A 14,764-nucleotide genomic window follows, 5' to 3' on the forward strand; every position below is an offset into this window, starting at 1 on the left:
GCGATGGGACGAACTCATGCCCTGGAACTGGTCCGCGCAAACCGCAGAGCGAGTGGCGCAAGCCGCGTAATCTGCGGCCTGCCGGCCACGCTTACGGTGGCAGCGAGGGCGATGGCGGACAAGAAGACTGTCGGACACCTATCGTAACGGGTCGCAACGCGGCGCCAGTCCTTCAGCCGTCCGAACATGATCTCGATACGGCTACGGCGCCTGTAGCGGCGCTTGTCGTATTTGATGGGCTCGAGCCGGGACCTCCGACCTGGGATGCACGGCTGGATGCCCTTGGCCTGCAAGGCATCCCTGAACCAGTCAGCGTCGTAGCCGCGGTCGCCGAGCAGCCACTGTGCCTTGGGCAGATCGTCCAGCAACGCGGCCGCACCGATGTAGTCACTGACCTGTCCAGCGGTCATGAAGAAGCTGAGCGGACGGCCGTTTGCGTCGGTCACGGCGTGGAGCTTCGTGTTCATACCGCCTTTGGTGCGACCGATCAGGCGCCCGAGATCCCCTTTTTAACCCGCAGGCTCGATGCCGTGCGGTGCGCCTTCAGATACGTCGCGTCGATCATGACGGTCTTTGGGTCGGCATCAGCGGCAGCCAAGCCCTCCATCATGCGGAGGAACACACCCATCTCACCCCACCGTTTCCAGCGATTGTAGAGCGTCTTGTGGGGGCCGTAGTCGCTGGGCGCATCACGCCAGCGCAGCCCATTGCGGTTCACGAAAACGATGCCGCTCAATACCCGCCGGTCGTCAACTCGCGGCTTGCCATGGCTCTTAGGGAAATATGGCCGCAGGCGCGCCATCTGCTCCTCCGTCAGCCAGTACAGGTCGCTCATCCTCAGTCTCCTCACGGAGCCTGAATCAGATCGCGCCTGTTACATCAATGGGTCCTGACCCTAGGCATTCGGGTAGCCCGAACAGCCGCGGCAAAAGGGTCAGCTCGCCCGTGCTCGTAATCGAGCGCTTCCGTCAGATGCCAATCGTCCCGCTGCTTCATCACGCCTCCGTGGAGCGTGCCGACCAGCCGAACTCCGTGCGGGGACTAAATCGTTTTGATCGGCTTCCGTTCCGCTGAGAGATCGAGTTCGTCTCACTAAGGCATGGCCACTGAGCGGCATGGCTTGCGCGTACAAAGCCTCTTTGAGAGCGAAAAACGGCGACCCGTCTTGCAGGCTGGAAGCTGAACGAATGGCAGAAGTAGGGAAGTTTAGAAGGGGGCGGGGACGTCTGCTTCTGGGTCCTATCAGTCTCGCGCTGCCGGGCAGTTCCGCCCACTTCGAGACATTGCGAAGAGCCTGAGCCGTTCCTGATTGCGGACACCAACGGTTGGTGCAACCATCGCCGCTGATGCTGCTCGCCACCCTTCTCGCTACCGCCGCCCTGACGGCCCCCAACGAAGCGGATTTCTCCCAAAGCTATCGAGTTTGGGTTTCCGCAGATCGGCGTAGTTGCACCTACTCGCTTACTGACACGGGCTTGAACCCTCGCCAGCTTACCGACGCGTTGACGCAGAATGGCTATGAGGTCGGTAGAGGGGCTGAAGTTCTTACGACTCCCGATACGCCTGTTCGATGCGTTCGCGAGGCTACGCGTGCCGTTCGGCGAGCCGGTTTTGTCACTATTCGGACAAGGCTTGGGACTGAGAAGGATCGGATGCACGGCATTCCGTGAACGGCAGTTATGTGCTGGTTCTCGCCCGAAAGCGGACCGTCGCTTATCCTTCCCATCCCGGACATTCCTTGATTCAGAAATCAAAAATTTTGCATCAGGCCACAACGTTTTTCGGTAACTATGAGTGTCTGCCAAATCGTGCGATCAACTATGATCTTGCTCAATTATGGAGAACTCTGGGCTACCCCAATCATAGTTGAATTCGTCATAGCGATATCCTGTAAAAGACGCTGCTAGATCGATGGGAACGTCAATTAAGTGATCAACGTCGCTATCTACGCCCCCGCTTGCGTTTTGCGAATCTACCTTGGAAATTTCTATTTGTCGTAATTGGTGTGGGACCGGACCGGTTGAGGAAACATCGTATGTTCCTTCCTGTGCATCATGACTGACATTCCATGTGACGATGCCGTTTTGTGCCGCAAAACACGAACTGAACATCACATGCTCTTCGACCTGACATCCAACGATTTCGGTATCGGAGGAGCGACCAATGGTACTCGGACTGACCGCATATTCGAAATCATTAGACCAAATGATTGTCCACCCAGTTGGTAGTGAGGCGGCAGAAAATGGCGCTTCGTTGGCCTCGTCCGCCACGCCAGTGTCTTTGAAACCCATTATCTCGAGCGCGCGATCCTTCGGTAGTCGAAGCGCCACCCATGATATCGAGAAGCCCATAAACCCTCCGTGTTTTTACGTCTCATACAGTATCGGTGATGACTGTTTCTACAAATGGCGCTTGGGTTGGCGTGATGCACAATTCACGGATTTCGCATCAGCGCATAAACAGCGGGAAGCCGAGGGCCCCTGTGATGCAGAATATTGATGCATCTGGGATACCCGTTAAGTGGTCGGTTTCTTGGGGTGTGGCCTCCAAAGCGGCCATTCCGCTTTCCTTCCCCATCACGACATTCGCGAGCGGGTAGCCGGGCTTCACAATCGGTCATTCGAAGATGAACCAACGTCCGAAGTTGGGAAGCGGGGGAAGGGGCGTGAGCGTCTGATTGTGGGTCGTTCCGTTTATCAAATTGGTCGACTATTTTGGTCTGTGAATGCCCATCGATCGCGAGAGGCGAGGCACCTGAGTGGCAGGAACGCGGTGAAGCGAGTGCAACACTATGGGCGCACTATGCGATCGGCCGGGATCGATCTCGAAGCGCTATGCCGTGACCCGTAGATACCGGGGGCGGGCAGGACGCTCGCGATACGAAAGGCACGTAGGCGAAATGTCGTCTGAACCCATATCGGAGCCCGATCCTACCGGGCTCGTCATCTATGTCGGCCAGGATCGCGCAGGCCATTGGCTGGTCCAGGACAGCCAGCGCAACCTCGAAGGCCGCTTCATCTCGTACGGCGCCGCAATGAGCTATGCGCAGGCCGAGCGGGACATCTACCATGCGAGCGTCGAGATCGCCGCACTGCCGCTGACGCCGCTCGTGTCGTTTGCTCCGGTGGGTCGCGACGAGCGTGCGCTGCCGCGGGCGGCCTGACAGAGGGATGGAAATGAACGTACATGCTCTTCCCGTCCGGTTGCGCACGGCGATCGGCGGAGTCACGTCGAAGTGCCCGTCGCGGCACGTGTCGAAGGCCGCCGTCCATGACCCGCGCTGGCCCCGGATCGAGGCGGCCCTGGCGGCGCTGCGGACGAATGGCCGGCACGCGGTGCGCATCGTCGATGCCGAATGTGGCGCCGGGACGCTGCTGTTGCAGGCGTTGGCGGAGGCGAGGCGGCTTGGTTTCACGGCGATCGAGGGACGCGGCATCGACCGATCGCCGCCGTTGATCGGCCGTGCGCGTTTGGCGGCGCACCGCGTCATCGACCCGGCGATCGGCGTCGACTTCGCGGTGGCGGACATGGTCGCGGCCTTGCGCGACGAGCAGGATCTGCCGGCCGATATCGTGATCTGCCACGACCTTGCGCGAAACCGTCGCCCGGAGGCAGCGCGTGCCCTCCGGAACGCCGGGCGGATCGTGATCGCCGACGATGCCGCATGCCATGTTCGGAGCATCGCGGCATGACCCGGCGCGATATGCTTTGGCGCGGGATCGGCCTAATACTCGCCGCCGGGGCCTGTGGAGTGGCCGCGACAATGAACGGATCGGCGCAGGCGATGCTCGTGTTTCCGATTGCGCTGCTGGGCCTGACGCTGATGATCAACGGCAAGCGCGTGGCGGTGGTGCTGCGCGCCGAACGTCATGGTCACGGGCATACCGCGCAAGCGATCCATGCCGTGCGACTCCGTCGTACCCCCCGGCGGGCCGACCCGCCGCATTCCCGATAACCGGATACCGACCCTTCATGACTTTTTTCAGTCCGCGGGACGGCGTCCTGTGCGCCGAGCGCGTGCCGCTGCCCGTCATCGCCGAGGCGGTGGGGACACCCGTCCATGTCTATTCCGCCGCCGCGCTGCGCGATGCGGCACAGCGGTTCAGGGCGGCGCTATCGATCCTGCCGCGGGTACGTGTCGCGTTTGCGGTCAAGGCGAACCCGAACAGCGCGGTGCTGCACCTGCTGGCCGGGTGCGGCTTCGGCGCCGACATCGTCTCAGGGGGCGAACTGCGGCGCGCGCTCGACGCGGGAATCGCGGCATCGGACATCGTCTTTTCGGGCGTCGGCAAGACCGACCGCGAACTCGCCGACGCGCTCGCGGCCGGCGTCGGCCAGTTCAACCTCGAACTGGAGGAGGAGGGACAGGTGCTCGCCGCGCTGGCCCATGCGCAGAGCAGGCGGGCGACCGCGGTGCTGCGCGTCAATCCCGATGTCGATGGCGGTACGCATGCCAAGATCTCGACGGGGCGGCGCGGCAACAAGTTCGGGGTGGCGATCACCGACGTCCCCGCGATGTACGATCGCCTGTCGCGGCTCGAGGGTCTCGACTTGGTCGGGGTCGCTCTGCACATCGGCAGCCAGTTGCGCGATCTCGCACCGCTGGAGGAAGCCTATGAGCGGATCGGCTGCCTCGTGGCGGACTTGCGCGCGCGCGGCCATGTCGTCAGTCGCGTCGATCTCGGCGGTGGTCTCGGCATCCCTTACCGCGCCGACGACGTCGTCCCGACGCTCGACGCCTATGCCGCGATGGTCGCGCAGGTCACGCGCGAGTGGGACGTCGAACTCACGTTCGAGCCGGGACGGGTGGTCGCGGGGCTCGCCGGCGTGCTGCTGACGCGGGTGATCTGGGTGAAACCTGGTGCCGAACATCCGTTCGTGATCGTCGATGCCGCGATGAACGACCTTGCGCGGCCGGCGCTGTACGATGCCTTTCACCGGATCGAAGCGGTCATGCCGGACGGAGAGCGGATGGTCGCGACGATCGCCGGCCCGGTCTGCGAAAGCGGCGACGTGTTCGCGGTCGCGCGCGACATCGACCGGGTCCGCCGCGGCGACCTCGCCGTGCTGCACGCCACCGGCGCGTATGGCGCGGCGATGGCGTCGACATACAACTGCCGCACGCTCAGCCCGCAGGTGCTGGTCGACGGCGACCGGTTCGAGATCGTCGCCGATCGCTATCTCCCCGAGGAGTTCGCCGCGTAGGGAGGCGATCAGGTGAGGTAGGCGTGAACGATCTCGACCAGTTCTTCGGCCGCGACCGTGCGCGGATCGTCACGCGAGTGCGCGGGATCGATCATGTGTTCGCGGATATGATCCTCGATCACCTCGGCGATGAACCCGTCGAGCGCGCCGCGGCACGAGGTCGCCTGTTGCAGGACCCGCGCGCATTCGCGGTCTTCCTCGATCGCGCGTTCGAGCGCCTCGATCTGGCCTTTCAGCCGCTTGAGCCGGTTGAGCAGCTTCTTTTTCTCTTTTTCGACATGGCTCATGGCCGACGTGCATCACCCTCTTGATCTATACCCCCCTAGGGTATAGCGGGCGCTCGTCGCGACGCCAAGGGCGCCCGGCAGGTGACGCAATCGCGGCACCGGTAACGAACAGGATGCGCATGAAACCCCGATCTACCCCCTTGTCCGGCGATGGCGACAGTAGCGGCTTTGCCCTGCTGACGATCACGGCTGGACGTCCCGGGTTCGGGCACGCCGTTCGGCGATCGCAGGTGCGATCCGGCTGAGCGTCTGTCCCGGACTCGCCCTACGAGCCCGGAAGAGACGCCTGATGACCAGTATCATTTTCCGCACGATCCAGCATGATCGTGCCATTCACGCCGCGCTTGCCGCCGCACCGCTTCATCGCGGCCGTATCCTGAGGGGATGGGCGGCGAGCGGAGCCCGCACCGTAGCCGAGCTCTCGGCATGACGCGCATCTGTCACGCGACGACGCTAGCGCGTCCCGTCGGTGGGGAGGGATGGCGTCGTGACTGATACGGTAGCGACCAGCGGCCGGGTCCGCTCGTTCTCGCGCATCCTCCGCCTGACCCAGCCCAACCGCGCGGACGTCATCGCCTTCGTGCTGCTGATCGGCATCGCCGCGCTGCTGGTGCGCGGCGCGGAGGGCGTGGCCGAGCCGCTGTCGCGCCTGCGGGTCGAGCCGGTGACGCTCGATCCGCGGTATTTGCCCTATTATGCGTTGCGCACGGTGATCCGGATGTTCGCGGCACTCGCGGCGAGCCTGGTCTTCACGCTGGTCGTCGCGACGCTGGCCGCGCGCAGCCGCCGCGCCGGGCAGATCATCGTGCCGATGCTCGACATCCTGCAATCGGTGCCGATCCTGGGGTTCCTGACCTTTACCGTCACGGCGTTCATGGGGCTGTTCCCCGGCCAGATCCTCGGCGTCGAGCTGGCGGCGGTGTTTGCGATCTTCACGAGCCAGGCGTGGAACATGGCGTTCAGCTTCTACCAGTCGCTGCGCTCGGTACCGTCCGATCTGGACGAGGTGACGCGCGGTTTCGCCTTGTCGCCGGTGCGCCGCTTCCTCCGGCTAGACCTGCCGTTCGCGACTCCGTCGCTGGTCTGGAACGCGATGATGTCGATGTCGGGCGGCTGGTTCTTCGTGGTCGCGTCCGAAGCGATCACGGTCGGCAACACGACCGTGACTCTGCCCGGCGTCGGCTCATGGCTGGCACTCGCGATCGCCCGCAAGGACTTCACCGCGATCGGGCTGGCGGTGCTCGCAATGGGGATCGTTATCCTGCTGTACGATCAGATCGTCTTCCGGCCGGTGGTCGCCTGGGCGGATCGCTTCCGGTTCGAGCAGACCGCCAGCACAGAGCGGCCACAGTCCTGGGCCTATGATCTGTTCCGCCACACGCGACTGTTGCCGGTGCTGTTCGCGCCCGTCACCGCGCTCGGCCAGCTCCTGCTGACGCTTGACCGGGGCAGGGCACGTCCGCGCGAGCGCCGCGTTCGCGAACCGAGCATCGTGCTGGAGCGGCTGTGGCAGGCAGTGGTCCTGGTATCGGTGGTCGCCGCACTCTGGCTCGCGGGACGTTATGTCTTCGCGACGCTGCGGCTGAGCGATGCGGTCGCGGTGTTCGGGCTGGCCTGTATCACGATGCTGCGCGTGGTCGTGCTGATCGCGCTGGCCAGCCTCGTCTGGGTACCGATCGGCGTCTGGATCGGCCTCAACCCCAAATGGGCGGAGCGCCTGCAACCCGTCGCGCAGTTCCTCGCGGCGTTCCCTGCCAACGTGCTGTTCCCATTCGCGGTGATCGGCATCGTCCACTGGCAGCTGTCGCCCGACATCTGGCTGTCGCCGCTGATGATCCTGGGGACGCAGTGGTACATCCTGTTCAACGTCATCGCCGGCGCCAGCGCGATCCCGACCGACCTGCGCGAGGCGGCGGGGATGTTCGGCGTCCGCGGCTGGCAATGGTGGCGACAGGTCGCTCTGCCCGGCGTGTTTCCCTATTACGTCACCGGCGCGCTGACCGCGTCGGGCGGATCGTGGAACGCCAGCATCGTCGCCGAAGCGGTCTCGTGGGGGTCGCAGAAGGTCGAGGCGCACGGGCTCGGCACGTTTATCGCCAAGGCGACCGAGGCCGGCGATTATCCCCGCGTCGCGCTCGGCATCGCGGTGATGTCGATGTTCGTGATCGCCTTCAACCGGCTCGTCTGGCGTCCGATGTACGCCTTTGCCGAACGCCGTCTCCGGCTCGCCTGATGTCGAAAGGACAAGACATGGCAACAGCATTCCTCCGCGCACCGGCCAGCCGTCCGCTCGTTCAAGTCGAGCATGTCAGTCATCGCTACGGGCGCGGCGATGGCGGCGCGCCGGTGCTCGACGATGTCAGCCTGACGCTGCACGAGAACGAGGTCGTCGGGCTGCTCGGCCGCTCCGGCTCGGGCAAGTCGACGCTGCTGCGCTCGATCGCGGGGTTGATCCGGCCGGACGAGGGACGCGTGCACTTCGCCGCCGTCCTTAATGGCCCTGCGCACACGATCAGCATGGTCTTCCAGACCTTCGCGCTGTTCCCGTGGCTGACCGTGCTCCAGAACGTCGAGCTTGGCCTCGAGGCGCAGCGCGTTCCGGCGGACGAGCGGCGCACTCGCGCGCTGGCGGCTATCGACCTCATCGGCCTCGACGGGTTCGAGAACGCCTATCCCAAGGAACTGTCGGGTGGGATGCGCCAGCGTGTCGGGCTGGCGCGCGCGATCGTCGTCAATCCGTCGTTGCTGTTGATGGACGAACCCTTCTCCGCGCTCGACGTGCTGACCGCCGAGACGTTGCGCACCGACCTGCTTGATCTGTGGGCGGAAGGGCGGATGCCGATCAAGTCGATCCTGATCGTCACGCACAACATCGAGGAGGCGGTGCTGATGTGCGACCGCATCCTCGTCTTCTCGTCCAATCCCGGCCGGGTCGCCGCCGAGATCAAGGTCGACCTGCCGCAACCGCGCGACCGGCTCGACCCCGCCTTCCGCAAGCTGGTCGACGACATCTATGCGCAGATGACCGCACGCGCCCCCGCCGAGCCGGTCCGCGACGGGTTGTTCCCCGGCACCGGCATCCAGATGGTATTGCCGCGCGTCTCGACTAACGCGCTCGCCGGGTTGATCGAGGAAGTCGACGCCAGCCCTTTCGATGGCCGCGCGGCGATGGCCGACCTCGCCGATCAGCTTCAGCTGGAGGTCGACGATCTGTTTCCGATGGCGGAGACGCTCCAGCTGCTGCGTTTTGCCGAGTTGCAGGGGGCGGACATTCTCCTGACGCCGGCGGCGCGGCGCTATGCGCAGGCCGACGTCGACACGCGGAAAGCGCTGTTCGCGCAGGCGTTGCTCGCGCACGTCCCGCTCGCGCAGCACATCCGCCGGATCCTCGACGAGCGTAGCGGGCATGTCGCCCCCGCGCGCCGGTTCCGCGACGAGCTGGAGGATCACATGTCGGGGGATTACGCGGACGAGACGTTGCGGACGGTGACGCATTGGGGTCGGTATGCCGAGGTGTTCGCGTATGACGAGGATGCGGATCGGTTCAGCCTGGACGATGTCGTGTGATCCGGCGCTTCGTCGCGCGACTGTTGCTGATACTCGGGCTCGCAGCGCCAGCCTATGCGCAGGACGAGCGGCCGACCGGCTATCCGCGCTCGGCCAACGAACGTTCCGATAAACCGGTGACTCTGTCGGCGGTGTATGTCGCCGACATCCGCAGCAACGTCTCGGGCGGGATCGCGCGTGGCACGCGGTACCTCGACAATCTCGATCTCCAGGTGGCAGTGGACGCGGACCGGCTGGTCGGATGGCACGGTGCGCGCCTGTTCCTGTACAGCATCTACGACAATGGTGCCTCGCTGTCGGGCGATCTGGTTGGCGACGCGCAGGGCATTTCGAACATCGAGACCAATGTGCGGGCAGCGCGGTTGTTCGAGGCGTGGGTCGAGCAGGACGTCGGCCGCAACGCCTCGATCAAGCTCGGCCTGTACAATCTCAATTCGGAATTCGACACGACCCAGAGCGGCGGGCTGTTCCTGATCTCGTCGCACGGGATCGGTCCTGATTTTTCGCAATCGGGGCGGCGCGGGCCGTCGATCTTCCCGGTGACGGCGCTCGCTGTGCGCGGCGAAATGAAGCTCGGCGAGCATTGGCTGGGTCGTGTCGCGGTGCTCGACGGCGTCCCCGGCGATCCGTCGCATCCTAAACGCACCGCGATCGCGCTGTCGTCGCGGGACGGTGCGCTTGTCGTCGGCGAGGTCGACTATCTCGAGCACGGGACGAAGGCGGCGATCGGGGTCTGGGGATACACCGCGCGGTTCGACGATATCCGGTCGTCCGATCCCGCGGCGCCTCGACGCGGGAACAAGGGCGCGTACGTCTTCGCCGAGCACCGGCTGGTCGGCTCGCGCGCCGACGATGCGCACGGCCTGGCGGGATGGCTGCGCTTCGGCGTCGCCGACACTCGGTTCAATCGGATCGGACGGTATCTCGGTGGAGGGCTGGTCCATACCGGCATCGCACCGGATCGTCCTGACGACCAGATCGGCGTGTCCTTCGCCTCCGCCGGGTTCGGCGATCGCTATCGACGCGATCAATCCGGGGATGGCGGCGTGCGTGACGCGCACGAACTGGTGGTGGAGGCTGTCTATAACGCGGTGCTGACCCCGTGGCTGAGCGTCCAGCCGGATCTGCAATATGTCGTGAACCCGGGAGGCGACGCGCAGCTTGATGACGCCATCGTGGTAGGGCTTCGCGTCAAGATCGGCCGTTGAGTTCGCGACCAGTGGCTTGGCTTATTCCGGAGCTCCGCGAACGCGATATCCGAAGCCCCGATTTCGACCCCGCAGTTGTCCGACAACGTGAACGAACGTATGGCTCGCCCCGTTTGCAAGTGAGATTTCTGATGATCTGATTAGTCTGCGCCAACGTATGCGGTCTCGTAGGCAAGCCCACGGCCAAGATGGAAATCCGCGCGTCTGAAGCCTCATAATGTCCACGGCATCGAGTGCCAATTCGTTCATCGGGCCTTCCAAACGCCGATCGACTATCAGGCCATCTCCACTCCTTCCTGCAAACCTCGTAGGTTACGCGTGTTACCTCACGCTGCCGAACTGTTTATATTGCAACCGGGTAGTTACGTTCGAATGGCATGTCTCTGCGCAGGGCAGCCCACGCGATGCGAGCGAGTTTGTTGGCAAGCGCCACCACGATGGCATTGCGATGCACGCCTCGTTCGATCATCCCCTGTAACCATCGTCCAAGCGGCGTGTCGCCTTTGGACAGGGACGGCAATGCAGCTCTGGCGCCATGGATGAGCAGCGTACGCAAATACGTGTTGCCGCGTTTCGAGATACCCAAGAGGCGCGGCTTGCCGCCCGTTGTGTGTTGGCGAGGGACTAGGCCGAGCCAAGCGCCGAGATCTCGGGCTTTGCTGAAGCTGCTACCATCGCCGACCGCGGCTACCAGCGCGGTTGCATTGAGTACGCCAATGCCTGGAATGGTCGTCAGTCGACGCATCGCAGCGTCGCTGCCCGCCATCTCGACGAACTCCCCATTTAACATCTCGATCTTCGTATCGAGTTGCTTCCATTCCGCCCGCCTTTCCGCGATCAACCGGCTCATCCGCGACGATAGGGTGTTGTCACCGTCAGTGAGCAAGTCGTCGATGCCCTGCTCAAGCTTGCGCCGTCCGACCGGAAAGCTCACCCCACGTTCAAACAGAACCGCACGAAGTTGATTTATCAAGTTGGTCCGTTCAGCCACCAGGCGGGACCGCGCGCGGTGTAGGGTCTGGATGTCCAACTGATCCTGCGTCTTCAGCTCGACGAAGCGCATCGTTGGTCGAGAGGCCGCTTCAGCAATCCCCTCCGCGTCCCGATCATCGTTCTTCTGCGCCTTCACGTACGGACGGACATACTCCGGCGACATCAGCCGTACCTCGTGACCGCTTGCGGCAAACAGCCGGCCAAGATGATGCGCTCCGCAGCAGGCTTCCATCCCGATCACGCAGGCCGGAAGCTTTGCCACGTATTCGATCAGCGTCTGGCGTCGCAGCGACCGGCGCAGGACAACTGTGCCCCGCTCATCGACACCGACCATGCTGCAAGATGTTTTGCCCAGATCAACTCCAAGGATTGCAATAGACGCGATAGACATCGACTCGCTCCTTCCTCTTCAAAGATTCGCATCATATCCGATGCTGGATAAGGGGCGAGCCATCCCATAATGGCCGATAGTGGGGTGCGGGGAAAGGCGCGAGAACGTCCGGGTTTGGGTCTTGTCAGCCGCGCGCCGCCAGGCAGTTCGGCCTATAGTAGCGGACCTTAGTCTTTCAGCGAAGTAGCGCCCGCTGACACGACGTATCGGCCCAACTGCTCTCTGCCCTGCGTTACGATCACTTCTGCGCCGAAGAACGGGCAACCGTGCGAGACTTGATCCGCACCGATTTTTATTTGCGCTCGAAATAGCAGACTTCCACGCCTCGATGTTATCTAATGATTCCTGCTCACCTGACTGAGTGAAGTGCAAGTCACATATCAAGTACCGGTCATCCGATCGACAACCTCGATCAACCGGCCCAACAGCTTCATTACGGACACGCAGATTCTTCCCTATTTCCGCCTAACAGACGGCTGAGTCAGCTGCCGCGAGCTGGCGTCCAACCAAATGAACGAATGGCTGAAGCTGGGGAGCGAACATACCGCCTTAGTGCCTGAGAGTGGGTGAAGCCGTAAGGTGCTCAACTAGTCGTGCATCACCATCCGTGTTTGCTAGGTCGGCCAAAACGCGCCCGTATCGGTTAGCGCGCGTGGAACCCATCCAGACGGCTCCCCAGACGAAGAACGCTGGCACGGCGATGCTCATGAACAGAAGCCAATACAGATGGCGGCTAATCTAATGGCCAAACTTGCGATGAGGGTCCATGGTCGGAAGCTCAGTGCCACCAAAGAGGTTTTTACTGCGCCCATTCGGAACCGTTGATCGCGAATGACGAAGAGGGTGGCTAAATGCCGCCATTTCCTGCTCGATCCGACTAGGGTGCGTCTTTTTCGTAATGCAAGCTTTACGTTTTATCGTTACGGCAACATAATGAATCTACCTTCGTCGTATCAAGCGATGCCGCCCGCCCAGCGCTGGCATGACCGGCTGGACGCTCTGATTGCTTGGTCGACCGCGCTCTCGCGTGCTCAGGCACGCACCGTGACCACCGCAGCCGTCGTAGTCGCCGGACTCGCCGATTGTGCGACCGGAAATGCCCTATGGTTCGGTCCGATCTACCTGTTGATTATTTGCATGCCCGCCTGGACCTTGGGCTGGCGTGAGGCTGCGCTGACCAGCGTCGCGTGTGTGGTGGTATCTCTCGCCGCGAACGGGCTGGAGGCTTATCCACTTGGTCAAACTGCGATCGCCTGGAATATGGCCATGCGGATTCTGGCGGTGACAATCATCATCGTGTTGATGTCCGGCACGCGCCGCTCGCACGATCGCGAATGGAACCGCGCGCGCAGCGATCCCCTGACCGGGCTCGTCAATGAGCAAGCCTTTTTCGACAATGCCACGGCGACCGCGAGGCATCGGGCGTGGGGTATACTCGCCTATGTTGACCTCGACGGCTTCAAGCAGATCAACGATCGCCACGGCCATGCCGCGGGGGACGAAGCGCTACAAGCCTTTGCCAGCGGAGTGCGCGACTTGATTCGATCAGGCGACGTGTTCGCTCGCGTCGGAGGCGACGAATTTCTGTTGTTTTTACCGGTCGACAGCGAAGCCGAAGGCTATGGGCTTGCCACGACGCTACATCTACGGATGAACTGCATGCAGACGCCGTTCGCGTTAGGCTGCAGCATCGGCGCCTTGGTATTGAACCTGAGCGAAACCGCCATTCACAAGGCTCATGTGAGTTTTGCCGACCGACTGATGTACGAGGCCAAGAACGAGGGCGGCGCCATCTGGATCCGCACTGCCGGTGTGCCGGAAGGCGGCGGTTGGACGGGCGTGGCAGCAGACCGCGATCACCGCGAGCTGTTTAGCCTTATTCCAGCCCCTACCGCCCTGCATTGACGGCCACGGGGCGTTTCGATTTGCCTGCGGATTAAGCTTAAACCTGAGCGAGCAGGCCAGGCATGCCGTGAAATGGCGTTGCGCAGATCAGGGCATGTAGCGCCAGGGTTTGCAGCGCCGGGGCGGCTCACGGCACGCGTCAGCAGATGGACGGACCAAATCGAGGCTGTTTGCGCCGATGTCGCGCGGACTGGCTCGCCGACGCCGTAAACCGTTTGTATTTAGACGACGCCTTCTGCCGGCAAAGATCGATCAGTCCCGCCCTAATCTTGAAGCACAACGGAACAAATTACTCACGCAGGAATTAGCTTGCCTAGTTCAGACCGAACGACAGGGGATCGAAATATGAAGAAGGCATTCGTTATCGCGATCGCAGCCGGGCTTGTCTCGCTGTCGGCATGCAACTCTAGCCCACGCGAGCAGGCAGCCGATAACATCGAGTCCAACACCGAGGCTGTCGCAGATAACTTGGAAGACGCTGCGGACAACGTGAGCAACGACGCGGCCGAAGCGCGCCTCGAGAACAAGGCGGATGCCGTCCGTGCGACCGGTCAGAACCAAGCTGACGATATGCGGACGAACGATCCCGACACGAACCTGTCGAACGGTATCTAGTTTCACGAGACAGAACGAGCCGCTCCCAAGCACAGCTCGAACTGGAAGGGCGCCCGAGGAAACTTGGGCGCCCTTTTCGCAATTGTCTGCGGAAGATTGACGCTACGTACGGTCAACCGGCTCAAGGGAACTCCGTCTGCTGCTTCACAGATAGGGCGACCTTCGCCGTCGAAGCCCTTTGACAAAAGGGGACGACGAACGAGCGGCCGGAGTAGGGAAAACAAAAAGCCGCTGTGGGCGTCCGGTAATGGGCCAGGCCGCGAAGTTGCTTGGGCGTTTGGCAAAATTACGTCATCGTTATGAAAGCATTGGCCTCAGGTGGTCAGCCTCGGGAACGGACAATGGTTTATCTAGTTGCTTGGAAAAATAGACCAAAAGGGTGTCAGGCAGAACAGCGGAAACCGCAGCAGTCTCTTCGCCCTTAGTACCGTGGGCGCGTACGAACCAGGGAGCGATAATTGGGTCGATGCTCCCGCCAGAGCGCTCAGGATGATGAGCGAATACTTGTTTACAATGCATTTGCTTACGCACGCTTTGCAAGGCGTGGGCACACTCATGGCCGGACCGCGGTCAGCTACTGTGACATCCGAGGT

Annotated in this window: 13 protein-coding genes and 1 pseudogene; 10 read left to right on the forward strand and 4 right to left on the reverse strand. The window is 62.7% G+C overall.

Translation table 11 applies throughout. The features are described 5' to 3' along the window. Positions 1-92: 92 nt before the first annotated feature. Positions 93-835: pseudogene (locus C8J42_RS19085) on the reverse strand (IS5 family transposase); the annotation flags it as partial. A 979-nt stretch (positions 836-1,814) separates the two neighbouring features. Continuing rightward, positions 1,815-2,291 (reverse strand): hypothetical protein, encoded by a 477-nt coding sequence (locus C8J42_RS19095; protein ID WP_165895568.1) that lies wholly within the window; start codon positions 2,289-2,291, stop codon positions 1,815-1,817. A 608-nt stretch (positions 2,292-2,899) separates the two neighbouring features. On the opposite strand from C8J42_RS19095, the gene C8J42_RS19100 reads away from it, so the two are divergent. The 4 genes from C8J42_RS19100 to lysA are packed head-to-tail and all read left to right on the forward strand — an operon-like array spanning position 2,900 to position 5,205. Further along, on the forward strand, positions 2,900-3,163 hold the full coding sequence (locus C8J42_RS19100; protein WP_133021398.1) for a hypothetical protein: 264 nt from the start codon (positions 2,900-2,902) through the stop codon (positions 3,161-3,163). A gap of 13 nt (positions 3,164-3,176) precedes the next feature. Next, positions 3,177-3,692 (forward strand): methyltransferase domain-containing protein, encoded by a 516-nt coding sequence (locus C8J42_RS19105; protein ID WP_133021399.1) that lies wholly within the window; start codon positions 3,177-3,179, stop codon positions 3,690-3,692. Beyond that, the gene (locus C8J42_RS19110) at positions 3,689-3,955 is read left to right on the forward strand and encodes a hypothetical protein (RefSeq protein ID WP_133021400.1); all 267 of its coding nucleotides are present in this window, start codon (positions 3,689-3,691) and stop codon (positions 3,953-3,955) included. The genes C8J42_RS19105 and C8J42_RS19110 overlap by 4 nt, the downstream gene beginning before the upstream one ends. 17 nt (positions 3,956-3,972) lie before the next feature. Then, entirely contained in the window at positions 3,973-5,205 is a 1,233-nt protein-coding gene (gene lysA, locus C8J42_RS19115) for a diaminopimelate decarboxylase (protein ID WP_133021401.1), read from the forward strand. A gap of 8 nt (positions 5,206-5,213) precedes the next feature. On the opposite strand, the gene C8J42_RS19120 is transcribed toward lysA, so the two are convergent. Further along, complete coding sequence (locus C8J42_RS19120) at positions 5,214-5,492, reverse strand: metal/formaldehyde-sensitive transcriptional repressor (protein ID WP_133021402.1); 279 nt, start codon at positions 5,490-5,492, stop codon at positions 5,214-5,216. 289 nt (positions 5,493-5,781) lie between these two features. Here C8J42_RS19120 and C8J42_RS20250 point away from each other — a divergent pair, with 289 nt between their 5' ends. The 4 genes from C8J42_RS20250 to C8J42_RS19135 are packed head-to-tail and all read left to right on the forward strand — an operon-like array spanning position 5,782 to position 10,267. After that, the gene (locus tag C8J42_RS20250) at positions 5,782-5,922 is read left to right on the forward strand and encodes a hypothetical protein (RefSeq protein ID WP_165895569.1); all 141 of its coding nucleotides are present in this window, start codon (positions 5,782-5,784) and stop codon (positions 5,920-5,922) included. 57 nt (positions 5,923-5,979) lie between these two features. After that, a complete protein-coding gene (locus tag C8J42_RS19125) occupies positions 5,980-7,725 on the forward strand; it encodes an ABC transporter permease subunit (protein WP_243644625.1) in 1,746 nt (581 codons plus the stop codon). A 17-nt stretch (positions 7,726-7,742) separates the two neighbouring features. Beyond that, the gene (locus tag C8J42_RS19130) at positions 7,743-9,059 is read left to right on the forward strand and encodes a nitrate/sulfonate/bicarbonate ABC transporter ATP-binding protein (RefSeq protein WP_133021403.1); all 1,317 of its coding nucleotides are present in this window, start codon (positions 7,743-7,745) and stop codon (positions 9,057-9,059) included. After that, a complete protein-coding gene (locus C8J42_RS19135; RefSeq protein ID WP_243644626.1) occupies positions 9,056-10,267 on the forward strand; it encodes a carbohydrate porin in 1,212 nt (403 codons plus the stop codon). The genes C8J42_RS19130 and C8J42_RS19135 overlap by 4 nt, the downstream gene beginning before the upstream one ends. A 343-nt stretch (positions 10,268-10,610) precedes the next feature. Here the strand turns inward: C8J42_RS19135 and C8J42_RS19140 are convergent, their stop codons facing one another. Continuing rightward, positions 10,611-11,630: an IS110 family transposase gene (locus C8J42_RS19140; RefSeq protein WP_207897190.1), complete on the reverse strand. Its 1,020-nt coding sequence runs from the start codon at positions 11,628-11,630 to the stop codon at positions 10,611-10,613. A gap of 852 nt (positions 11,631-12,482) precedes the next feature. Here C8J42_RS19140 and C8J42_RS19145 point away from each other — a divergent pair. Together C8J42_RS19145 and C8J42_RS19150 are read left to right on the forward strand one after the other, a co-directional pair. Beyond that, on the forward strand, positions 12,483-13,556 hold the full coding sequence (locus C8J42_RS19145; RefSeq protein ID WP_133021405.1) for a GGDEF domain-containing protein: 1,074 nt from the start codon (positions 12,483-12,485) through the stop codon (positions 13,554-13,556). Positions 13,557-13,901: 345 nt separating this feature from the next. Further along, on the forward strand, positions 13,902-14,171 hold the full coding sequence (locus C8J42_RS19150; protein WP_133021406.1) for a hypothetical protein: 270 nt from the start codon (positions 13,902-13,904) through the stop codon (positions 14,169-14,171). Positions 14,172-14,764: the final 593 nt, after the last annotated feature.

The organism is Sphingomonas sp. PP-CE-1A-559 (assembly GCF_004340965.1).
Classification (GTDB): Bacteria; Pseudomonadota; Alphaproteobacteria; order Sphingomonadales; family Sphingomonadaceae; genus Sphingomonas.

Bases quoted from the DNA above. Each gene is read 5' to 3' on its own strand.
- C8J42_RS19095 (WP_165895568.1), bottom strand. From the start codon at position 2,291: ATGGGTTTCAAAGACACTGGCGTGGCGGACGAGGCCAACGAAGCGCCA.
- C8J42_RS19120 (WP_133021402.1), bottom strand. From the start codon at position 5,492: ATGAGCCATGTCGAAAAAGAGAAAAAGAAGCTGCTCAACCGGCTCAAG.
- C8J42_RS19110 (WP_133021400.1), top strand. From the start codon at position 3,689: ATGACCCGGCGCGATATGCTTTGGCGCGGGATCGGCCTAATACTCGCC.
- lysA (WP_133021401.1), top strand. From the start codon at position 3,973: ATGACTTTTTTCAGTCCGCGGGACGGCGTCCTGTGCGCCGAGCGCGTG.
- C8J42_RS19105 (WP_133021399.1), top strand. From the start codon at position 3,177: ATGAACGTACATGCTCTTCCCGTCCGGTTGCGCACGGCGATCGGCGGA.
- C8J42_RS19145 (WP_133021405.1), top strand. From the start codon at position 12,483: ATGACGAAGAGGGTGGCTAAATGCCGCCATTTCCTGCTCGATCCGACT.
- C8J42_RS19150 (WP_133021406.1), top strand. From the start codon at position 13,902: ATGAAGAAGGCATTCGTTATCGCGATCGCAGCCGGGCTTGTCTCGCTG.
- C8J42_RS20250 (WP_165895569.1), top strand. From the start codon at position 5,782: ATGACCAGTATCATTTTCCGCACGATCCAGCATGATCGTGCCATTCAC.
- C8J42_RS19130 (WP_133021403.1), top strand. From the start codon at position 7,743: ATGGCAACAGCATTCCTCCGCGCACCGGCCAGCCGTCCGCTCGTTCAA.
- C8J42_RS19100 (WP_133021398.1), top strand. From the start codon at position 2,900: ATGTCGTCTGAACCCATATCGGAGCCCGATCCTACCGGGCTCGTCATC.